Raw genomic sequence first — 21,095 nt, forward strand, 5'->3', positions numbered from 1 at the left:
GCCGAGCGCCACGGCTGACACAGCGCCCGGCTTCCGCGCCCGACCCGGCACCCGGCACCCGGCACCCGCGCTCGAAACCCCGCCGGGACGGCCGTCGACACCTCCCGGACACCCGCACATCTTCGAACATTCATCGAACGCAGCACCAAGGCCTAGTGCGGTGACCCCCGAAACACGGCCGATTGCCCGTTTCCTGCCCACCGGAAACCTGCGGAAGATTGTCGCGCCCGCGTACCGCCGGGTACAGTCGCCGCACTGCTCTGGCAGCCCCTGTTGTCGAGGCGAAAGAGAAGTCGGTGCACGACCGTCACCCGTCGGGGACCGCAACTCCCCCGGCTCCGGCCCCCGATGCCGCCTCGGCGCAGTACGCGCCGTACGGCCCGCAGGGTGGCCAGTACGGTGAGTTCACGACCTACGCCGACTCCACCGCGGCCTTCGCGACCGATCCCCTCTTCGGCGACCTTCCGGGTGACGGCGGGACCGGTTCGTACGACACCGGCCAGTGGTCCACCGGCAGCCACGACACCGGCAGCCACGAGACCTTCGGCACCGGCACGCACCAGACGCTGCACTACGACCCGTACGCCGCCCAGCACCACGCCGCGTTCGACACCGGCGCCCATGACACGGCGGCCTGGGCGGCCGGGTACCAGCAGCTGGCCGCCATCCCCGCGCAGGCCCCGGCACCCGACGCCACCGGCCAGTGGGACGCTCAGGCCTGGCTCGAGGCGGAGCAGTCGGCGGTCCTCACCCAGCAGTGGGAATGGGGCACGCAGACCTTCGACACGGGCACGTACGACGCCACGCAGTGGAACTCGGCGGAAAGCCCGGAACACGAGTCGGAACAAGCCGCCACCGGCAGCTTCGAGCACGCCGTCCCCGAGCCCTCCGCCGACGCCGAGCCCTTCGAGCACCAGGCAGCCACCGCCACGTTCGATCAGCTCCCGTCCCAGCGGCGCCCCGACGACGACGCCCCGTCAGGAGCGGCCGACGACGTCTCGTTGCTCGACGACCAGGAAGAGCGCACACCCCTCCCGTCCTCGCGTACCGCGTCCCGAGCCGCGAGCCGTTCCCGGCGTCGCACCCCGGCGAGGCGGTCCGCGCTGCTGACGGTCGCGGTGCCGTCGGTGTGTGTGATGGGGGTCGCCGGGATCGCCGCGGCGACCGTTGGCGTGGGCGGGGAGGACGGGAAGGACACCACGGCGAGCGCCGCCGAGACGCCGGTGAAACCGTCCGCCGCCAACAAGAAGCTGGACTCCCAGCTCGCGAGCCTCTCGGCAGGCGCGAACGACTTCGCGGACCGGGCGAGTCGCACCCAGGAACGTATCGACCTCAAGGCCCAGCAGGCGGCCGAGAAGAAGAAGGCGGCGGCCGAGGCGGCGCTGAAGGAGCGGCTGCGTCCCAAGTTCGCGCTGCCGGTCCTGCAGAGAGGCCTGAGCGCCTACTTCGGCCAGGCGGGCGTCAACTGGATGTCCGTGCACACCGGCATCGACTTCCCGGTGGCGTACGGGACGACGGTGATGGCCGCGACCGACGGCACCGTGCAGACCAAGTGGAACAGCGCGTACGGCAACATGCTGATCGTGACCGCCAAGGACGGCACGCAGACCTGGTACTGCCACCTCTCCAGCTACCGGGTCCCCTCCGGAACGACCGTGAAGGCCGGTCAGCCGATCGCGTACTCCGGCAACTCGGGCAACTCCACCGGCCCGCACCTCCACTTCGAGGTACGACCGAGCGGCGGCGCCGCGATAGACCCGCTGCCATGGCTGCGGAGCCACGGGCTCGACCCGACCTGATCGACCGGCTCCTCGGCCGACCGGCTCCCCGAACGACCGGTCGCCGACCGTACGGCTCGCCGGACCGACCGACTCCGCGACGAGCCCCCGCCGTTCAGCGAGGGCCCGGACACACGGCTACAGCTTCTCCACCGGCGCGTACCGCAGCAGCAGCCGCTTCGGCTTCTCATCCCCGAAGTCGATCGTCGCCTCGGCGTTCGACCCCGTGCCCTTCACAGCGACGACCGTCCCCAGGCCGAACTGGTCATGGGTGACACGGTCGCCCACCGCCAGCGAGACCACCGGCCGCTCCGTCGCACCGCCCCGGCGCGTGGCGAACCCGGACGCACCCGCCGCCGACGAGCGGGAACGAGACGACGACAGCGAGGCGGCCACACCCGAGAGCGGCCCGGACGACGGCGCCGCGAAGGAACCACCCTTCCGCTTCCACTCCACGTGCTGCTCCGGGATCTCCTCCAGGAACCGCGAGGGCGGGTTGTACGACGGCTGGCCCCAGGCGCTGCGCATGGCCGACCGCGTCAGGTAGAGCCGCTCCCGCGCGCGCGTGATGCCGACGTACGCCAGGCGCCGCTCCTCCTCCAGTTCCTTCGTCTGCCCGAGGGCGCGCATGTGCGGGAAGACGCCGTCCTCCATGCCGGTCAGGAAGACCACCGGGAACTCCAGGCCCTTCGCGGTGTGCAGGGTCATCAGCGTGATGACGCCCCCGCCCTCTTCCTCGTCGGGGATCTGGTCGGAGTCGGCGACGAGTGCGACCTGCTCCAGGAAGTCGGCCAGGGTGCCGGCCGGAGCGGCAGCTCCTGCGGTCTCCGCCCCCTCTCCGCGCTCCTGTTCGAACTCCAGGGCCACCGCGGCGAGTTCCTGAAGGTTCTCGATCCGGGTCTCGTCCTGGGGATCGGTCGAGGACTGCAACTCGGCGAGGTAACCGGTGCGTTCGAGGACGGCCTCGAGGACCGTGGCCGGTCCGGCGCCCGACTCCACGATCGTGCGCAGCTCCTCCATCAGCACGTTGAACCGTTTGACCGCGTTGGTGGAGCGGGCCGCCATGCCGTACGCCTCGTCCACACGGCGCAGCGCCTGCGCGAAGCTGATCTTCTCGCGCTGGGCGAGGGCGTCGATCATCGCCTCGGCGCGCTCGCCGATCCCCCGCTTCGGCACGTTCAGGATGCGCCGCAGCGGGACGGAGTCCTCCGGGTTGGCCAGGACCCGCAGGTAGGCGAGGACGTCCCGGACCTCCTTGCGCTCGTAGAAGCGGACGCCGCCGACGACCTTGTAGGGCAGGCCGACGCGGATGAAGACCTCTTCGAAGACACGGGACTGGGCGTTGGTGCGGTAGAAGACGGCGACGTCCCCGGCCTTGGCCTCGCCCGCGTCCGTGAGGCGGTCTATCTCGTCGGCGACGAACTGCGCCTCGTCGTGCTCCGTATCGGCGACGTAGCCGGTGATCCGGGCGCCGGCACCCGCGTTGGTCCACAGGTTCTTCGGGCGGCGGGACTCGTTGCGCTCGATGACCGCGTTGGCGGCGGAGAGGATCGTCTGCGTGGAGCGGTAGTTCTGCTCCAGCAGGATCGTCGTGGCGTCCGGGTAGTCCTCCTCGAACTGGAGGATGTTGCGGATGGTCGCACCGCGGAAGGCGTAGATCGACTGGTCGGCGTCGCCGACGACGCACAGTTCGGCGGGCGGTACGTCGTACCCGTTCGGCGGGACGTCCTCGTCGTGCGCGCGGGTGCCGACGAGTTCGCGCACCAGAGCGTACTGGGCGTGGTTGGTGTCCTGGTACTCGTCGACGAGGACGTGGCGGAAGCGGCGGCGGTAGTGCTCGGCGACGTCCGGGAAGGCGCGCAGCAGATTGACCGTCGTCATGATCAGATCGTCGAAGTCGAGCGCGTTCGCCTCGCGCAGGCGGGACTGGTAGAGCGCGTACGCCTGGGCGAGGGTCTTCTCGAAGCCGTCGGACGCCTGGGCGGCGAAGTCCTCCTCGTCGATCAGCTCGTTCTTCAGGTTGGAGATCTTGGCGCTGAAGGACTTGGGCGGGAAGCGCTTGGGGTCGAGGTCCAGGTCACGGCAGACGAGGGCCATCAGGCGCTTGCTGTCGGCGGCGTCGTAGATGGAGAAGGAGGACGTGAAGCCGAGCTTCTTGCTCTCCCGGCGCAGGATGCGGACGCAGGCGCTGTGGAAGGTCATCACCCACATCGCGTTCGCACGCGGGCCGACGAGCTGCTCGACGCGCTCCTTCATCTCTCCCGCGGCCTTGTTGGTGAAGGTGATCGCGAGGATCTGCCCGGGGTGGACGCCCCGCTCGGCCAGCAGGTACGCGATGCGGTGGGTGAGCACGCGGGTCTTGCCGGAGCCGGCGCCGGCCACGATGAGCAGGGGGGAGCCGGCGTGCACGACGGCCGCGCGCTGGTTCTCGTTCAGCCCCTCCAGCAGCGCCTCCATGTCGACGGCCGGGCGGTGCGCGCCGTTGCGGTAGTACGCGTCCCTGTCCGGTGGCAGGTCGAACTTCCCGCCGAACAGATCGTCCGGAACCGGCTCCGGAACGTGCTGGTCCTCGGGCGGCGGGGGCTCCTCCTCGTGGGCCGGAGTGGCCTTGAGGTCCGCCAGGAAGCTGTCGTCAAAGAGGCTGCTCATCGCTCTCCGAGTCTAGGCCGCCCCACCGACAGCCCGCCGCCACCCCGGAAACTCCGCCTCGCGAGCGACCGCCCAAACCGTCGCCACCCGCCGGAATCACCCGCTCACCCTGCGCGCCCGGAAAGCGCTGACACCGTGAAGGTCACAAAAACGTATCGGGCATATCACGCATCACCTTCACAGCAGCCACACCAGTTGGCTACCGTGCCGGGCGGGCCGTACGACCACCACCGGCGAACGTCGCCGGGCCGCGCGGCCTCCGCCGAGTCCGGTGCCCGACGGGCGGCCGGAGCCGGGGACCCAGCCGGCCTCGGGGTGAATCGGCCGCCGCCCCGCGCGGCACGGCCGTAGGGCACACCTTCCGGACCCACCCGCCCGAACCCTCCCCAGAGCCTTGACGGCCTGGGGGCGCCCCCCACCGCTGACTCGGTAGGCGGACTACGGAAGGAGACGCCTTTCATGGCGCCGCACCGCAAGGCGCGCCCCGCAGGCACGCGTATCGCCGGCATACGGACCCCCGCCCTGGCGACGGCCGCCCTCACCTCCGTGGCCCTGCTCTCGCAGACCGCCGACGCCGCGCCCTCCGCCGACGGCAGGCCGAGCGTCGAGGAGGTCGAGAAGAAGGTCGACGACCTCTACCGCCGCGCCGAGTCGGCCACCGAGCAGTACAACGCGGCGAAGGAGAAGAGCGACCGGCAGCGCGGACGCGTCTCCGCGCTCCTCGACGACGTCGCAAGACGCACCCAGAAGCTCAACGAGGCGCGGGACCGGCTGGGTTCCTTCGCCGCGGCCCAGTACCGCACCGGGGAGGCGGCCCCCGACACGGCCACCTTCCTGCTGGCGGACACGCCGCAGGACTACTTCGACCAGGCCCAGCTGATGAGCCGGCTCACCAGCCGTCAGAAGGAAGCGGTCGACGAGTACGTCACCGAGCAGGCCGCGACGATGAGGAAGCGGCAGGAGGCCACCGAGAGCCTGCGGTCGCTCACCGAATCGCAGCTGAGGCTCCGGACGGCCAAGGCCGACGTCCAGAAGAAGCTCGCCGCCGCGCGGGATCTGCTGTCCGAGCTGACCGCGCGGGAGAAGGCACGGCTCGCCGCGCTGGAGAAGAAGAAGCAGGAGGAGGCGCAGCGGCAGGCGCAGGAGCTGGCGCGGCAGCAGGCGGCACAGCAACAGTCGCCCCCCGCGGCCCCCACGACCACGACGACCGGCTCGCCGGGCTCCTCCCCGGGCGCCACGGATTCCATAGACGCCTCGTATGCGACGAAAGCCGCCAAAGCGCTGGCGTTCGCCCGTGCCCAGATCGGCAAGCCGTATGTGTGGGGCGCCACCGGGCCCGGCTCGTACGACTGCTCGGGCCTGACGCAGGCCGCCTGGAAGGCCGCCGGGGTGTCACTGCCGCGCACCACCTACGACCAGGTGAACGCGGGCACGACGGTCCCGCTCACCGACGCGCAGCCCGGTGACCTGATCTTCTTCTACGACGACATCAGCCATGTCGGCCTCTACATCGGCAACGGCATGATGATCCACGCGCCGAAGCCGGGGGCATACGTCCGCGAGGAGTCGGTCTACTACGGGGGCGCCTCGATCATCCACAGCGTGGTGCGCCCGGCCTGACCTTGCCCAGCCCGACGACCACACCCTGGAAACCGCCCACGCCAAGTTCAGGATCCGCCGCAGCCCCGGCCCGCCCACCCCCTTCAGCAACATCTCTGTCGAGCGCCTGCGCATCACCAGACCGACGCTCATCCTCCTGCGGGATCTGGTCACTCACCCACATCAAGAGTTCTCCGGAGCGGAGGTCATCGCGCGCACGGCGGATCGGACCGTGATGGGGATGACCCGGAATTCCCCAGGATCTGCTCGGTTCCCACTCGGAGGAACGATGAACGATGAGGCGGGGCCGCGCCCCCGACCGTCTTGGCTCAGCCCAGCGTGTCCATCAGGGCGGTGACATAGGCATCCAGCCGCTCCTCCACGACTCGCGTCGTCAGGTCTGTCCTCCCTGCCTCCCGCCATGGCTGCGACACCGACTGCACTTCTTCTGAGGACGCCAGCCCGTCCCGGACCAGCCAGTACAGCCGCTCGCTCGCGGCCGAGGCCAGCACCCCGCCGGCCTCCTCATATGCCTCAGGGAACCGCAGACCCCACGCCGGGCCGTGCAGCAGCGCAAGATTGACGGAGCAGTGCGCCACGTCGAGATCCGCCGGGCCCCAGGAGGTCCCTGCCCAGTCGATGACGCCGGTGATCCGGGCACCTGCCGGCCTTGAGGGCGGCACGTCGAACAGCACATTGCCGGGCTGGAAGTCCCGGTGCAGGAACCGCCCTTCATAGGGCGGCACAGGCTTGCGGATCACGTCGATCGCCGCGGCCCATGCCATCGCGTCGGCGCCCTTCGGAACCACGACGGTGTCGGCGGTCGTCAACGTCACATACTTCCGGGGCCGCTCGGCAGGTCGCCATGCGTGGATCGCCACGAGTTGGCGGGCCAACTGAGGGACGCGCGTCTCCAATCCCCCATCGTCGAGGACCGTCCGGCCCGCCAGATGTGTCATGAGGAGCGACGGATACTCGCAATGCGCGGCGGTCGGATCAGCCGCGAGCAGTCCAGGGGCCGGCACGCCGGTCCCCGTGAGCAGGATCAGGGCGCCAGCCTCCCTGTTCAGCGAATCCTCGGCGTGCTCCACGTAGAACGGGTCGACGAAGCTCCGCAGCACCAGGTCACGTGTGCCTCCGTCCCGCGTACCGATGGTCAGCCTCCGCATTTCGGCAGTAATGCCGCCCTGCAGCACCTCGGTTCTGACGATTCGTTCGCCGACCTCCAGGTGCTGGTTCACCCAGGCCAGTGTCAACGGTCGGACGGCCGCCGCCTCATCGTGGTTGGTCACCGTGCCACCTCATCATCCGGACGGCGGTACGCGCGAAGGCTTTGTCGGACGCGATGTCCGTGCTGCTCAGTCGGCGACTCCCCCGGCAGTCTGCTCTCCCACCTGAGAACTCCGCCTCAAAGCAACAGAGGGGGGGTGCGAAGCGGTCCGACAACCGACTACATCAATCTCTATGCGGCGTGAGAGCCGAGACTTTACGCACCCACGCCCGTCGAACAGGTGCGCGTGGGACGCCCTCCGTCCGGCACGCGCGCGTGGGGTTGTTTTCCGTCGTCGCGCGCGTGCCCCCGTACGCAAGCCGTGTGCGCGTCCCTAGCATCGGGCGCATGTCAGGCACCTCCGCGCTGCGCACCTGGTGGGCGCCGCGTCCGCCCGCCACCGGGTCCGCCGTCATGGCGACCGGCGTCCTGTCGTTCGGGCTGCACCTGACCGGCCAGCAGATCCTCTCCCGCCTCGCCCTGGTCCTGGCGGGTGCCGCCTGGCTGGGGCTCGCCGCCGACATCGCCCTGCAACTGCTGTGGGACCGGGAGCAGTGGCGGGCCAGGGCCGGCTCGCCGGCCGCGCTCACCATGGTGCCGGCGACCACGGTGCTGGGCTCAGGAGTGTCCGCTCTGAACGGGCAGCCGCTCGCCGAGGCGCTGCTCGCACTGGCCGTGGTGCTCTGGGCCTGCCTGGTCCCGTTGACCGTGCAGGGCTGGGAGCGCCGGATGCCCGGCGCGGTGTTCCTCGGGTGTGTGGCGACGGAGGGGATCGCAGCGCTCGGGGCGGTGCTCGCGGCGGCCCTGGGGGTGGCGTGGCTCGCCCATACGGCGCTGGTGTTCTTCTGGCTCGGGCTGGTGTTCTACCTGATCGGGCTGGGTTGCTTCGACCCTCGACAGGTGGTGACAGGGCCGGGCGACCACTGGATCTCGAGCGGCGCCCTCGCCCTCTCGGCGCTGGCCGGTTCGCAGCTCATGAGCGCCGCGCGCAATGGGCTCTACCTGTGGAACAACGACGACGGCAGCGTCCTGCGCGGCGTGACCGTCGCCCTCCTCGTCCTCGCCCTGGCCTGCTACCTCGTCCTTGCGGTGGCCGAGGTGCTGCGGCCCCGGTTCCGCTACGACGTCCGGCGCTGGTCGACCGTGTTCCCGATGGGGATGACGGCGGCTGCGGCGCTGTCCGTCGCCTCCTCCGTCGGCGTGCCGTGGCTGCGCGGCCTGGGCCGGGTACTGCTGTGGATCGCGGTCGCGGCCTGGCTCCTGGTCCTCGCGGGAGCCGTCGCGTCCGCCCTGGCCAGCGTCAGGTCCAGAGCACGGCGATGAAGATGTTCGCCAGGGTCGCGGCGCCGACGAGGCCGAAGAGGGGCTTCTCGACGGTCTCCTCGTCCCGCTTCACATAGACCAGGCCGAGGATGACGATCAGCAGGGCCAGCTTGACCCCGATCTTGATCGTGTCGACCGAGTGGTGGTCCGCCTGGTTGAGGCCGACCAGCGCCACCCCTGTGACCAGCATGGTCAGCGCGCCGTGCAGCATGGCGGGCACGAAGCGTGCCGTGCCCTGACCCATCGCCTTCATCTGGGTGAGGAAGCCGCCGAGGAGCGCGCCGATGCCGACGATGTGCAGGCCGACGAAGAGGTGGATGAGTACGTCCATGGGGCCGGAGCCTAATCAGCTCGCCCGTGCCCGCTGACACCGCCCCGGCGGATGGGACGCCGCTCGCTCATTCCTCCGGACCGGTCGGGACCGGCCGCATATATGCGCCCCATAGCACTCCGCAGCCGCCCGGTGCACCGGATCCCGCGCATTGGTCATCGCAGAACGTGAAGACGGCGACCCGGCATCGGGATCACGGTCACATACGGTCATCGTCAGTCCGGTCGCGCCACTTCCGTACACCCGGTCACGGGCGCATCACGGACGGGTTTAGCGTCCTGCCCCAGGTGTCCGGCTCCCCATCGCCGCCCGGGCCAGGGGCGGCCGTCGGGCACCACCGCCGAGAAGGTCCGGCGGCGGCCTGTTCCCCCTGTGCGGACCGCCGCCGGACGCGTGGCACCGCCCGTGGCCCCGGCGGTCGTACGAAAGGACGTGACGTCCAGGTGGCAGCGCACCGCAAGCCCAGACAGCGTTCGCTCGGGGGCGGCACGGCCCGCACCGCCGCCACGATCGCCCTCGCGGGAGCGGCTACCGCGACCGGCTTCGACGGCACGGGGCACGCCGAGCCGCCGCTCTCGCCGGCCCAGGTCAAGGCCAAGGTCGACAAGCTGTACCAGGAGGCCGAGACAGCCACCCAGAAGTACGACGGCGCCAAGGAGCAGGCGCAGGAGGCGCAGAAACGGCTGAACGCACTGCGGGACGAGGCGGCCCGCCGCACGGACCGGCTCAACTCCGCCCGGGAGGCCCTGGGTTCCTCGGCGGCGGCGCAGTACCGCGACGGGGGTCTCGACCCCGCGGTGCGGCTGCTGCTCTCCTCGGATCCCGGACAGTACCTCGACAACGCCGCGTTCGCCGAGCGGGTGGACGACCGCCAGGCGGCGGCCGTGACGCGCGTACGCGACCAGCTGCGGGAGATCGAACGGCTGCGCGGTGCGGCACGGATCGAACTGGCCTCACTGACGTCCCGGCAGGCGGAGCTACGCCGGCAGAAGCGGACGATCACCGAAAAACTGGGCGAAGCACGACAGTTGTTGTCCCAGCTCACGCAGGGGCAGCGGGCAGGAGCCCCGGCCGACGGGGGCGCGGGGCGGGCGTCGCGGTCCGCGGGGCGCGATCCGGTGGGCGCCGTGTCCGCCGCGACAGCGACGGCCGAGGCGCCGGACGCCCGGGCGGCGGCCGCGGTGGCGTACGCGTACGGCAAGCTCGGCAGCCCCTACGTCTGGGGCGCGACCGGCCCGGACGCCTTCGACTGCTCGGGCCTGGTGCAGGCCGCGTACCGCTCGGCGGGCATCTCGCTCCCCCGGACGACCTACTCCCAGATCGGCGCGGGCCGGCGCGTCCCGCGTTCGGAACTCCTCCCCGGTGACCTGGTGTTCTTCTACTCCGGGATCAGCCATGTGGGGATCTACGTCGGCCACGGCCAGATGATCCACGCCCCGAACCCGTCGGCACCGGTCCGCCTGGCGCCGGTCGACGAGATGCCGTTCGCGGGGGCCACGCGGGTGGTGTGAGACGGAGGGCCCTCGGTCACACCAGCCGGCGTGCCGTCGCCCACCGTGTCAGCTCATGCCGGTTCGACAGCTGGAGCTTGCGCAGGACCGCCGAGACATGGGACTCGACCGTCTTCACCGAGATGAACAGCTGCTTGGCGATCTCCTTGTACGCGTAGCCGCGGGCGATGAGGCGCAGCACCTCGCGTTCGCGCTGGGTGAGGCGGTCCAGGTCCTCGTCGACGGGCGGTGCGTCGGTCGAGGCGAAGGCGTCCAGGACGAAGCCGGCCAGGCGCGGGGAGAAGACGGCGTCGCCCTCCTGGACGCGGAAGATGGAGTCGACGAGGTCCGAGCCGGTGATCGTCTTCGTCACATAGCCGCGGGCGCCACCGCGGATCACGCCGATCACGTCCTCGGCGGCGTCCGACACCGACAGCGCCAGGAACCGCACCGGCTGCTCGGGGTCGGCCGTCAGCGAGGCGCAGCGGCGCAGCACCTCCACCCCGCCGCCACCCGGCAGGTGGACGTCGAGAAGGACGACCTCGGGGCGGGTGGCGGTGATGACGGCGACCGCCTGGTCGACATCCGCCGCCTCACCGACGACCTCGACGCCGGTCAGCTCGGTCCGACCGATCTCGGCCTGGACTCCCGTACGGAACATACGGTGGTCGTCGACGAGTACGACCCGCACCCGCCGGTCCGCGTTTCCGCCGGACACCGCGGCCTCCCCGTTCGCGTCGCTCATGACGTCGTCTCCGCCCTCTCCATCTCCAGCTCGACCTCCGTGCCGCCGTCCGGTACCGCGCGCAGCCGTGCCGTGCCGCCGTTGCGCTCCATACGGCCGATGATCGATTCTCTGACACCCATGCGGTCGGCGGGTATCGCGTCGAGGTCGAAGCCGGGGCCGCGGTCGCGGACGGACACGAACACCGTCTTGTCCTCGACCTCGGCGTAGACCTGGACGGCTCCGCCCTCGCCACCGTACTTGGCGGCGTTCACCATTGCTTCGCGTGCGGCCTGCATCTGCGCGCCGATCCGTTCGTCGAGCGGGCAGTCGCCGACGATGACGACCTCTATGGGGACGCCGTGCTTGTCCTCCACCTCCGCCGCGTTGCGCCGGACCGCCTCCGCCAGGGTGTCCGGCTCCTCGCTCTCGTCCTTGCCGGTGCCCTCCGGTTTGTACAGCCAGGCGCGCAGGTCGCGCTCCTGGGCGCGGGCGAGGCGGCGCACCTCGCCCGCGTTCTCCGCGTTGCGCTGGATCAGGGTCAGGGTGTGCAGCACCGAGTCGTGGACGTGGGCGGCGACCTCTGCGCGCTCCTGGGCGCGGATGCGCATCAGGCGCTCCTCGGACAGGTCCTGGGTGATCCGCACCAGGTACGGTCCGGCGAGCAGGGTGATGCCGACGAGAACCGCCAGCGCGGCCTGCAGGACCGAGCCGAGGTGGGCGGCGGAGCCCTGCAGGACGAACATGCCGGAGACACCCGCGGTGACCAGCAGGACACCGGCGGCGGCACGCAGCAGGGTGAGCGTGCGGCGGCGGCTGCCGACCTCCATCCAGCGGGCCCGTCGCGCGTTGTCCGCCTGACGCCAGACCAGGGCGACGCCCGCGGCGACGAGCACGGCCGGTATGAGGTAGACCTTGGCGACGCCGTCGAGCTTCATGCTGCCCACGAAGGTCAGCGCGACGAGGACCATCAGGAGCAGGGCGACGATCTGCCCCCGGTCGGGCTTGCGGGCGACGAGTCGGCGGCGGCCGTGGGGTGAGGTCTCCGCGCCGACCGGGGACGGGGAGCGCCGGTCGTCGACGCCGCCGACCCCGAGCGGGACGAAGAACCAGAACGCCGCGTACAGCAGCGCGCCGAAGCCGTGTGCCAGGAACAGGCCGACGAAGACGAGGCGCACCCAGATCACGGGCAGCCCGAGGTGCCCGGCGAGCCCCCGCGCCACGCCCCCGAGCCAGCGTCCGTCGCTGCTGCGGTAGAGCTTGCGCGGCGGCCGCGGATCGGCGAGGGGCAGCGTTGCGGCGTCCGGCATGCCAACGATGGTCACACGACCGGACCGGCCGGGCATCAGGGTCGGCCCCTTAGACACCCCTGATCTTCGAATCCGGGTGATCGAACACTTCCCCCGGCGGCCTGTCGGGGCAGATTTCAGGGTTGCGCCAGGGTCGTCCCGACTGCCGCCCGGCGCCCGCGGCGGCGACCATGGACGCATGACAGATCAGCAGCACGCGGCAGCGGGGCACGGCCCCGGTGCGGGGCACGCCTCCACCGCGGGGCGCGGCCCCGGCGGGGAGCGGGGTGGCCGGCCGCCGGGGGACGGCGCGCCGGACGCCGCCCCGCAGCACGCCGGGCCCGTGTCCGGCCCTGCCGCGGGCGCTGCGGATGAGGAGCCGCGTGCGCAGGCGGGCGCGGGCGTGCGGGAGGATGCGGCCGTGCGCGAGAACGGAGGCGAGGACGCCGGCATGGGCCAGGACGCGGCCGGGCACCGGGAGCCGGGCGCCCGCACGGGTGGGGCGACGCGCGAGCGGGCGGGCTCCGGGAAGGACGCGCCCGGACGCGGCGGAACCGCCGCGCCCGACCACGCCGCGGTGGCCGAGGAGCCCGGCCGGTTCCGGCGTGACCGGCGGCACAAGATGCTGGCCGGGGTCTGTTCGGGCCTGGCCCGGCAGTGCGACATGGACCCGGTGATCTTCCGGATCGTGCTGGCGGTGCTCTCGGCGGCGGGCGGACTCGGCCTCATCTTCTACGGCTTCGTCTGGCTCCTCGTGCCCTACGAGGACGAGGAGGAGAACGAGATCCGCAAGCTGCTGACGGGCCGCGTCGACGGTCAGGCCCTGGCCGCGGTGCTCTTCGCCCTGGTGGGCTGCGGGATCTTCCTCTCGATGCTCAGGAACGGCAGCGTGCTGACCTTCGCCGCCGTCCTGTCCCTGCTTCTCGCCGGCGCGGGGTACTGGTCTCGACAGCGCGGCGCTCCCGACCCCGACCCCATTGCCGCGCAGGCCGTGGCCGACGCCCCGCCGGAGGCCACGGCACCGCCCGTCCCCGCCTCCTACCCCTCCTGGTGGCGTGACCCCATCGTCAAGGACGGCACCCACGTGGGCGGCACGGGCTATCTGTGGGGCCCGAGCGACACCGCCGGCCGTGACGTCGCGGCGGCGGTCGCCATCGCCCGCGGCTCCTCGTACGCCGAGCGCATACGCCCCGAGCCGCGGCCCAGAGCGCCGGAACCGCGCTGGACAGGCGGCTGGGTGTTTCTCCTCGCCCTGCTCGCGGGTGGCCTCGGCACTCTTCTGACCTGGGACCACCGGGCGCTCGGCACAAGTCTGCAGACGGGCCTGGCGTGCGCGCTGGTGGTCTTCGGCCTGGGCATCGCGGTCAGCTCGTTCCTGGGCCGCACGGGCGCCGGCTCGGTCTTCCTCGCGGTGCTCACGGCGGCCCTGCTCGCCGCCTCGGCGGCCCTGCCGAAGGACATCGGCACCCAGTGGAGGCACACCACCTGGGCGCCGGCCTCGGTGGCCGCCGTGCAGGAGAAGTACGGCCTGGGCACCGGCGTCGGCACGCTGGACCTCAGCCGTCTCGGACTCGCCGGGAACCAGACCGTGACGACCCGGGCCCAGGTGGGCGTGGGCCTGCTGAAGGTGGTGGTCCCTCGGGAGGCTGCGGTGGAGCTGAACATCGAAACGGGTGTCGGCGACATCCGCTTGCCGGGCGAGACCGACAAGGACGTGGATGTGAAGCCGGGCAAGCACCGGCAGGTGACCCTCACCCCCGCCGCGGGGACGAAGAAGACGGCCACGCTCCGCCTCGACCTCGAGGTCGGCGTGGGCCGCGTGGAGGTGGACCGTGCTGCGTCATGAGTTCCAGCCGGGCCGGCTCGTGGCCGGGGTCTTCCTGGCCGGTGGGGGCGTCGCTTACGTGGGTGATGCCGGCGGGGCGTGGGAGACACCGTGGTTCGCGATCATCCCGATCGTGATCGGCGGCCTCTGCCTCGCTGCCGTGACCGGCCTGCTGGCCCGCGCGATACGCAGGCACCGGGCGCGCCGCGCCGGCCGGCCGGCCGAACCGGAGGGGGCGAGGGCGGCCGCGGTGCCGCCGGCTCAGCGGTAGCCGCCCGTGCGTTGCCGTCGTCGGGCGCGCAGGGCGGCGTCGAGGGACAGGACCGGGGTGCCGGCGAGGACCAGGGGGATCCAGGCCATCAGATAGGCGAGGTCGTTGCCGTAGTAGTAGGGGGTCGAGGCCCAGCTGACGGTCAGCCACAGGCTCAGCGAGATCAGCGCGCCACCGAGCGCGGCGAGGCGGCCCAACAGGCCGAGGAGCGTGCCGATTCCGACGGCGAGTTCGCCGAAGGCGATGGCGTAGCCGAAACCGACGGGGTGCTTCAACGCCAGGTCGACCAGGGCCGGGATCGCCGACGAGCCGCGCACGGAGTGCATCAGCTCGCCGATGGACCCGGGGCCGGAGGCGTGCATGAAGGCGCTGTTGGTGAGCTTGTCCAGGCCCGCGTAGATGAAGGTGATGCCGAGGAAGACGCGCAGAGGGAGCAGTGCGTACCGCACGGCGGTGTCCCGCCAGGTGCTGCCCTCGTCGACGTAGGAGGTGTGGGAGTCCGTGCGAATGCCATGAACCATCGTGCCGCCGCCTCTCGCCCGCCGTGCCCAGCCCTTACCCCTCAACAGACCATACGTACGAAAGGAGCCAACCGCTCAACCGCTGCGCACACAAACTTTCCCGGCTCCTTGGTCCGGGAGTTCCGCATCGGCCCCGGACCGACGGGAGGAGGCCCCCGCTCGGCAGGGCGGACCAGAGGCACCCCGGCTGGGCCGAACGGGGCACCGCCCCCGGCGGTCACGAGAGTCCGGAGCCCGCTCGCCCAGCCCGTGCCTGGTCACTCCGTCACGTCGATGGCCACCCGGTTGGTCTCCACCCCGGCAGCCGTCACCACCTGCACCTCGATCCTGCCCGGTTCCACATCAGCCGGCACCGGCACCGTCAGCAGGGTGTCCGTCGGGTTGCTGAAGCCGCCGGTGACCGGGACCAGCGGGACATGGACGTGCACGGCGCCGATGCGGACCACCATCCGGGACAGCCGGTCCGCGTTCTGGGCGCCGGGCGGTACGAAACCGGCGCCGCGGATCTCGATGTCGTCGCCCGTGCGGATCGGCGCGTCCAGGTCCCCCGCCTCCCGCGCCCGGACCACCGAGAGGATCACCGGACGTCCGCCTTCCGCGTATTTCCCGGCGAGGTAGGTGGCCGCCGAGACCAGGACCAGCAGGGCCAGCCCCCACGGCAGATCGGGCAGTTGGTCGGGCCGGCGGGCCAGCCGTACCACCGCGAAGACCAGGGCGACCGAGCTGACGATCACATACTGCGTGTCCGGGAAGCTGCCCCGCCCCGCGTCGTCCGTGAGCAGGTCCGCCGCGCGCGGCCGGTCGGCGCGCACCTTCTGCAGCCGCTGGCCGAGCACCCGCAGCCCCACCACCCGCCGCACCAGCACCGAGATCCCGCACACCACGGCGACCACGGTCACCACACCCCCGCCGCGCGCGAGGCCGAGCCCGGCGATCAGCTCCTCGCGCCGGCCCTCGGCCGAGGCCGCCGTCAGCTCGACGACCAGCACCAGCACCGCGTACAGGACGAACAACACCCAGCCCGCGGCCACCGCCCGGGAGGTCGACAGCCGGTTGTCCTCGCCGATGACGGGCGCGAACACCCCGCCGCGCGCCCGGTGCAGATAGCCTGCGGCGGTCAGCACCGCACCCACCAGCACCGCCGCCACGAGCCCGGCCGTACGCGCCACGGTCCACCCCGCGCCGATCGCGGTGAGCGCCTGTGCCGGCAGCAGGACGCCGACGGCACCCCACACCGCGACCGCCGTGCGCCTCCACAACCGGCCCAGCCATGCCTCGGCGTCCGCGCGACCTCGCTCGGCGACGACCGCGGCGGACTGGGTCAGCTCGTCGGACACCCACTGGCGGGACGCGGACGCGGAGTGGGCGACCGCCGCGGGCAGTCCCCGCCCGGACGCGAACTCCTCCCGCTTCGCCAGGAACTCGGCGACCGCGCGCCGGTGCCCCTCGCGTGCGCCGTGCGGGCAGTCTCCGCAGGTGCAGCCACCCTCATGCGCACCCGGACCGTTCCCGAGCCGTTCGCCCTGCCTCGCCTCCTGCACCGCCACGACCGCTGCCGCCTTCCCCGCGCCCGAACACCACACCGCGCCCGGCCGCCGATCGGGCCGGACGTACGCTCACCGGAGCCACCCGGCCCCGCCGTACAACTGCCGTGTGACGACAGCGAATTGTGCCGTACGGAACAGCCCCCGCGTCCGTCAGGTCCGGTCAGGGCGGGTGAAAGCGCGAACCCCCGGTTGACCGACCGGCCACCGTCGGCGGCCACCTGGCGCGCTAGGGCGTGCTCAGGGCGCGGAGTTCGCGACCACGAGGGCGGTCGTGCTGCCCGGCTTCTGAGCGTTGCGGCGTCGGCGGGTCCGGGTCAGCCGAGCAGGTCCGGTTCGCTGCGGGTGATGTCCTGCCACAGCGGCTGGTAGTTGATCCAGGCCACCAGGTCACCGCCGAGCTGCTCCCGGGTGGCCACCGCCTGCCGGTGGTCGATGAGGACGGGGCGTCCCGCGGCCTTGGCGGTGAGCTGCACCTGGCAGGAGCGTTCCATCGACAGGAACCACCAGGCCGCCGCGTCCACCGAGTCGCCCACGGTCAGCAGCCCGTGGTTGCGCAGGACGAGTGCCTTGCGGCTGCCGAGCGCGGTCGCGATCCGGCGGCCCTCCTCGGCGTCGACGGTGACGCCGGTGTAGGCGTCGTAAACGGCATGATCTTCGTAGAAGGCGCAGGACTCCTGAGTGATGGGGTCCAGCAGATCGCCGAGTGCGGCGAGGGCTCGCCCGTGCGCCGAGTGGCAGTGGGCGACGGCGACGACATCGGGACGGGCGGCGTGGACCTGGGCGTGCACGGTGAAGGCGGCCTGGTTCACGTGGTAGCGGCCGTCGATCACCTGCCCGTCCTGGTTGGCGAGCACCAGGTCGCTCACGGTGACGTGCCGGAACGACATTCCGAAGGGGTTGACCCAGAAGCAGTCCGTGAACTCCGGGTCGCGTGCGGTGATGTGTCCGGACACCCCGTCCTCGAAACCGAGCCGCCCGAAGATCCGCAGGGCGCCCGCCAGCCGTTCCTTGCGGTGCCGTCGCTCGTCCTCGACCGAGTCGTGCATCGGCGGCATGGCGAACCGCAGCTGGTCGGTGGGCAGGGGCGGGGGCGGAGTGGGGCCGTGCATGGGTCCTCCGGCACTTGACGTCGTCGACGGGCCGGAAGGTACCGCCGGCCAGGTGAGGATGACAGGGCTGGTTGGTAAAGATGCGGCGCAGGTGGTGCCGTGACGCGGCTTGAACGCGAGCCGGGTGCGTCCGCCTCGAGCCGTGCGGATCCGATGCCCGAGCCGGGTGCGTCCGTCCCCCGAGCCGTGCGGCTCCCATGCCCGAGCCGGGTGGGTCCGGTCTGGAACCCCGCCGATCCGACACCCGAGCCCGGCAGATCCGACACCCGGGCCCGCCGATCCGAGACCCGAGCCCGGCGGATCCGATACCGGACAGAAGATGTCGGGTTTCGGCGTCAGACTCGCCGTATGGCAACGCGCATGTCAACGAAATGGGCGGCTTTCGCCGAAGCGGAACCGGACCTCGCCCGGAGCGTCGAGGCACGCTTCGGATCCTTCACGCACCACGTGCTGGCGACGCTGCGCCGGGACGGCTCTCCCCGCACCACGGGCCTGCCAGGTCCGCTTCCTGAACGGCGAGCTGTGGCTCGGCATGATGCCCGGCTCGCTCAAGGCACTCGACCTGCGCCGCGACCCCCGCTTCGCACTCCAGGCGAACCCGGGCCCGGGCACCGGGATGGGCGGCGGTGATGTGCGGATCAGCGGACGGGCCGTGGAGGTCGAGGACGACAGGACCAAGGGCGCGTACGTGAAAGAGGTGGAACCGCCGGAGCCGTTCCACCTCTTCCGCACCGAGTTGACGGAGGTCGTCAGGACCTGCGTCGAGGACGACACGTACCTCGTCGTCCAGGTCTGGAGGCCCGGAGAGCCGGTGCGCACTCTCCGACGGACGTGACCTGCGGGCTCACTCCCACTCGATGGTGCCCGGCGGCTTGGACGTGACGTCCAGCACCACGCGGTTGACGTCGCGGACCTCGTTGGTGATCCGGGTGGAGATCTTCGCCAGGACGTCGTACGGGAGCCGGGACCAGTCGGCGGTCATGGCGTCCTCGGAGGAGACGGGGCGCAGCACGATCGGGTGGCCGTACGTGCGGCCGTCGCCCTGGACGCCGACGCTGCGGACGTCCGCGAGCAGGACCACCGGGCACTGCCAGATCTCACGGTCGAGGCCGGCCGCCGTCAGCTCCTCGCGGGCGATGGCGTCGGCCTCGCGCAGCAGGTCCAGGCGCTCCTTGGTGACCTCGCCGACGATACGGATACCGAGGCCGGGGCCGGGGAACGGCTGGCGCTGGACGATCTCCTCCGGCAGGCCGAGCTCCTGGCCGACCATGCGGACCTCGTCCTTGAAGAGCTTGCGCAGCGGCTCGATCAGCTTGAACTCGAGGTCCTCGGGGAGGCCGCCGACGTTGTGGTGCGACTTGATGTTGGCGGTGCCGGTGCCGCCCCCGGACTCGACCACGTCGGGGTACAGGGTGCCCTGGACGAGGAACTCGACCGCCGGACCCTCGTCCGCGATGATCTCGGCCTGGGCCTGCTCGAAGACCCGGATGAACTCGCGACCGATGATCTTCCGCTTCTCCTCGGGGTCGCTGACCCCGGCGAGCGCCTTGAGGAAGCGCTCCTCGGCGTCGACGACCTTCAGCTGGACGCCGGTGGCCGCGACGAAGTCCTTCTCGACCTGCTCGGTCTCGCCCTTGCGCATCAGGCCGTGGTCGACGTACACGCAGGTCAGCTGGGAGCCGATGGCCTTCTGGACGAGGGCGGCGGCGACGGCGGAGTCGACACCGCCGGACAGGCCGCAGATCGCGCGCTTGTCACCGACCTGCTCGCGGATCGCCTCGACCTGCTCCTCGATCACGTTGCCGGTGGTCCAGGTGGGCTTCAGGCCGGCGCCGCGGTAGAGGAAGTGCTCCAGTACCTGCTGGCCGTGCGTGGAGTGCATGACCTCCGGGTGGTACTGGACGCCGTACAGCTTCTTCTCGTCGTTCTCGAAGGCGGCGACCGGGACGACGTCCGTGGAGGCCGTGACGGCGAAGCCCTCGGGGGCGGCGGAGCAGGCGTCGCCGTGGGACATCCAGACCGACTGCTCGGCCGGGGTGCCCTCGAAGAGGGTGGACGACGGCTTGGAGACGGCGAGGGCCGTACGGCCGTACTCGCGCGCTCCGGTGTTGTCGACGGTGCCGCCGAGGGCCTGCGCCATCAGCTGGAAGCCGTAGCACATGCCGAAGACGGGGACGCCGGACTCGAAGATCTCGCGGTCGAGACGGGGGGCGCCCTCCTCGTACACCGACGAGGGGCCGCCGGAGAGGATGATCGCCGCCGGGTTCTTGGCGAGCATCTCCTTCACCGGCATGGTGCTCGGCACGATCTCGCTGTAGACCCGGGCCTCGCGGACGCGACGGGCGATGAGCTGGGCGTACTGCGCGCCGAAGTCGACGACCAGGACGGTGTCGGGAGCGGCGGCAGCGGGGGTCGCTGATGACACGGGGTGCCTTCCGGCGGTTGGGCGGGTCCTTGTGCCACCCGATTCTACCGAGGTGGCCGTGGGTGCCGTCCCGCCGCTGCCAGGACCGTCGCCCGCGGAGCCCGTCTCACCATGCGGGCCGCTTTGGACGCCGTCCTCCCCCACGGCATACTGGCCCCATGCTCACGCACTCGACGATCTTCGTCTTTACCTATGGCAACCGGCCCGCCGGCTGCCATGGTCGTGCTGCTTGAGCTACTGACAAGCGACTTCCCAGGCGCCCCGGGCCGACAAGGTCCGGGGCGCCTGGCGTTTCCCGGGTCCTGTCGCTCCGGGGCACCGCGCACCCGTCCACGAGGAGCCCCGCATGACCGCCACCGCAGCCACCGAGAAGACCGGCGCCCGCACCGACGACGCCGCGAACCTGATCAGTGACGCCCGTGAACGCATCGACTCGCTCGACGACCGCATCATCGGCCTCATCCAGGAACGGATGGCCGTCTCAGCCGTCATCCAGGAGGCCCGTATCGCCTCCGGCGGCCGGCGCGTCAACCTCTCCCGCGAGATGGAGGTCCTCGGCCACTACCGGGACGCGCTGGGCAAGCCCGGCACGGCGCTCGCGATGACCCTGCTCGAGCTGTGCCGCGGCCGGATCTGAGGCCGGACCCGACCCGCACCCGCGTTCCGCGGCCGTACGTACGCGTACCCCTCACCCGTACGGCGCGTGACCGGGCCCGCGGGGACTTCGTTGAGCCGGGCGTCCGTGCCAGCCAGGGGCGGGCCCGAAAGAACCACGCGTGGCTCCGCTGGAGCGATGAGACGCACGGATCGTGCTGTGCGTCGTGGGACCTCGCTCCAGGGATGTGACCGGACGGCAGGGGACAGCAGCCCGGTCACCCAGTAAACGGTCGGCTCCGGGGACGCCCGGAGCCGACCGGCGGAATCTGTTCAGAGGTGGTCGAAAC

General features: G+C 71.6%; 16 protein-coding genes and 1 pseudogene. 8 read left to right on the top strand and 9 right to left on the bottom strand.

Going from position 1 to position 21,095, the window contains the following annotated elements; genetic code table 11:
- Nucleotides 1-296 precede the first annotated feature (296 nt).
- Nucleotides 297-1,799, top strand: coding sequence for a M23 family metallopeptidase (locus C3488_RS01645; RefSeq protein ID WP_258053249.1), 1,503 nt, complete (start codon nt 297-299; stop codon nt 1,797-1,799).
- 117 nt (nt 1,800-1,916) lie between these two features.
- Here the strand turns inward: C3488_RS01645 and pcrA are convergent, their stop codons facing one another.
- Nucleotides 1,917-4,427 carry a DNA helicase PcrA gene (gene pcrA, locus C3488_RS01650; protein WP_103837474.1) on the bottom strand — a complete coding sequence of 837 codons (2,511 nt, stop codon included), beginning with the start codon at nt 4,425-4,427 and terminating at the stop codon, nt 1,917-1,919.
- 459 nt (nt 4,428-4,886) lie between these two features.
- On the opposite strand from pcrA, the gene C3488_RS01655 reads away from it, so the two are divergent.
- Complete coding sequence (locus C3488_RS01655; RefSeq protein WP_103837475.1) at nt 4,887-6,047, top strand: NlpC/P60 family protein; 1,161 nt, start codon at nt 4,887-4,889, stop codon at nt 6,045-6,047.
- Between the two features lie 308 nt (nt 6,048-6,355).
- Here C3488_RS01655 and C3488_RS01660 read toward each other — a convergent pair whose 3' ends face one another.
- A complete protein-coding gene (locus tag C3488_RS01660; protein ID WP_103837476.1) occupies nt 6,356-7,318 on the bottom strand; it encodes a phosphotransferase family protein in 963 nt (320 codons plus the stop codon).
- A gap of 326 nt (nt 7,319-7,644) precedes the next feature.
- Here C3488_RS01660 and C3488_RS01665 point away from each other — a divergent pair, with 326 nt between their 5' ends.
- Entirely contained in the window at nt 7,645-8,619 is a 975-nt protein-coding gene (locus tag C3488_RS01665) for a tellurite resistance/C4-dicarboxylate transporter family protein (protein ID WP_103837477.1), read from the top strand.
- Here C3488_RS01665 and C3488_RS01670 read toward each other — a convergent pair.
- On the bottom strand, nt 8,597-8,950 hold the full coding sequence (locus C3488_RS01670; RefSeq protein ID WP_103837478.1) for a hypothetical protein: 354 nt from the start codon (nt 8,948-8,950) through the stop codon (nt 8,597-8,599). The two genes, C3488_RS01665 and C3488_RS01670, sit on opposite strands and share 23 nt — an antisense overlap.
- Nucleotides 8,951-9,393: 443 nt before the next feature.
- Between C3488_RS01670 and C3488_RS01675 the strand changes: the two genes are divergently transcribed.
- Nucleotides 9,394-10,461 carry a C40 family peptidase gene (locus C3488_RS01675; RefSeq protein ID WP_103837479.1) on the top strand — a complete coding sequence of 356 codons (1,068 nt, stop codon included), beginning with the start codon at nt 9,394-9,396 and terminating at the stop codon, nt 10,459-10,461.
- Between the two features lie 16 nt (nt 10,462-10,477).
- Here the strand turns inward: C3488_RS01675 and C3488_RS01680 are convergent, their stop codons facing one another.
- Nucleotides 10,478-11,185, bottom strand: a complete 708-nt coding sequence (locus C3488_RS01680; RefSeq protein ID WP_103837480.1) for a response regulator transcription factor — start codon at nt 11,183-11,185, stop codon at nt 10,478-10,480.
- Complete coding sequence (locus C3488_RS01685; protein WP_103837569.1) at nt 11,182-12,474, bottom strand: ATP-binding protein; 1,293 nt, start codon at nt 12,472-12,474, stop codon at nt 11,182-11,184. The genes C3488_RS01680 and C3488_RS01685 overlap by 4 nt, the downstream gene beginning before the upstream one ends.
- A gap of 178 nt (nt 12,475-12,652) precedes the next feature.
- On the opposite strand from C3488_RS01685, the gene C3488_RS01690 reads away from it, so the two are divergent.
- The gene (locus tag C3488_RS01690) at nt 12,653-14,299 is read left to right on the top strand and encodes a PspC domain-containing protein (protein ID WP_103837481.1); all 1,647 of its coding nucleotides are present in this window, start codon (nt 12,653-12,655) and stop codon (nt 14,297-14,299) included.
- Complete coding sequence (locus C3488_RS01695) at nt 14,286-14,549, top strand: hypothetical protein (protein WP_103837482.1); 264 nt, start codon at nt 14,286-14,288, stop codon at nt 14,547-14,549. Before C3488_RS01690 ends, C3488_RS01695 begins: the two co-directional genes overlap by 14 nt.
- On the opposite strand, the gene C3488_RS01700 is transcribed toward C3488_RS01695, so the two are convergent.
- The 3 genes from C3488_RS01700 to C3488_RS01710 form a co-directional block, all read right to left on the bottom strand.
- Nucleotides 14,540-15,070, bottom strand: coding sequence for a TQO small subunit DoxD (locus C3488_RS01700; RefSeq protein ID WP_103837483.1), 531 nt, complete (start codon nt 15,068-15,070; stop codon nt 14,540-14,542). The two genes, C3488_RS01695 and C3488_RS01700, sit on opposite strands and share 10 nt — an antisense overlap.
- A 257-nt stretch (nt 15,071-15,327) precedes the next feature.
- On the bottom strand, nt 15,328-16,617 hold the full coding sequence (locus C3488_RS01705; RefSeq protein WP_103837484.1) for a hypothetical protein: 1,290 nt from the start codon (nt 16,615-16,617) through the stop codon (nt 15,328-15,330).
- Nucleotides 16,618-16,931: 314 nt separating this feature from the next.
- Complete coding sequence (locus tag C3488_RS01710; RefSeq protein WP_103837485.1) at nt 16,932-17,726, bottom strand: class II aldolase/adducin family protein; 795 nt, start codon at nt 17,724-17,726, stop codon at nt 16,932-16,934.
- A gap of 360 nt (nt 17,727-18,086) precedes the next feature.
- Here C3488_RS01710 and C3488_RS01715 point away from each other — a divergent pair.
- Nucleotides 18,087-18,561, top strand: a pseudogene (locus C3488_RS01715) (pyridoxamine 5'-phosphate oxidase family protein).
- A gap of 9 nt (nt 18,562-18,570) precedes the next feature.
- On the opposite strand, the gene guaA reads toward C3488_RS01715, so the two are convergent.
- The gene (guaA, locus tag C3488_RS01720) at nt 18,571-20,151 is read right to left on the bottom strand and encodes a glutamine-hydrolyzing GMP synthase (protein ID WP_103837486.1); all 1,581 of its coding nucleotides are present in this window, start codon (nt 20,149-20,151) and stop codon (nt 18,571-18,573) included.
- 346 nt (nt 20,152-20,497) lie between these two features.
- Here guaA and C3488_RS01725 point away from each other — a divergent pair, with 346 nt between their 5' ends.
- Entirely contained in the window at nt 20,498-20,788 is a 291-nt protein-coding gene (locus C3488_RS01725; protein WP_103837487.1) for a chorismate mutase, read from the top strand.
- Nucleotides 20,789-21,095 lie beyond the last annotated feature (307 nt).

Source organism: Streptomyces sp. Ru72, from assembly GCF_002920635.1.
In the GTDB taxonomy this organism is placed as follows: domain Bacteria; phylum Actinomycetota; class Actinomycetes; order Streptomycetales; family Streptomycetaceae; genus Streptomyces.

What these genes read in the sequence shown, in the direction of transcription:
- C3488_RS01655 (WP_103837475.1), top strand. Translation starts at nt 4,887, where the DNA reads ATGGCGCCGCACCGCAAGGCGCGCCCCGCAGGCACGCGTATCGCCGGC.
- C3488_RS01725 (WP_103837487.1), top strand. Translation starts at nt 20,498, where the DNA reads ATGACCGCCACCGCAGCCACCGAGAAGACCGGCGCCCGCACCGACGAC.
- C3488_RS01670 (WP_103837478.1), bottom strand. Translation starts at nt 8,950, where the DNA reads ATGGACGTACTCATCCACCTCTTCGTCGGCCTGCACATCGTCGGCATC.
- C3488_RS01680 (WP_103837480.1), bottom strand. Translation starts at nt 11,185, where the DNA reads ATGAGCGACGCGAACGGGGAGGCCGCGGTGTCCGGCGGAAACGCGGAC.
- C3488_RS01710 (WP_103837485.1), bottom strand. Translation starts at nt 17,726, where the DNA reads ATGCACGGCCCCACTCCGCCCCCGCCCCTGCCCACCGACCAGCTGCGG.
- C3488_RS01685 (WP_103837569.1), bottom strand. Translation starts at nt 12,474, where the DNA reads ATGCCGGACGCCGCAACGCTGCCCCTCGCCGATCCGCGGCCGCCGCGC.
- C3488_RS01700 (WP_103837483.1), bottom strand. Translation starts at nt 15,070, where the DNA reads ATGGTTCATGGCATTCGCACGGACTCCCACACCTCCTACGTCGACGAG.
- C3488_RS01665 (WP_103837477.1), top strand. Translation starts at nt 7,645, where the DNA reads ATGTCAGGCACCTCCGCGCTGCGCACCTGGTGGGCGCCGCGTCCGCCC.
- pcrA (WP_103837474.1), bottom strand. Translation starts at nt 4,427, where the DNA reads ATGAGCAGCCTCTTTGACGACAGCTTCCTGGCGGACCTCAAGGCCACT.
- C3488_RS01690 (WP_103837481.1), top strand. Translation starts at nt 12,653, where the DNA reads ATGACAGATCAGCAGCACGCGGCAGCGGGGCACGGCCCCGGTGCGGGG.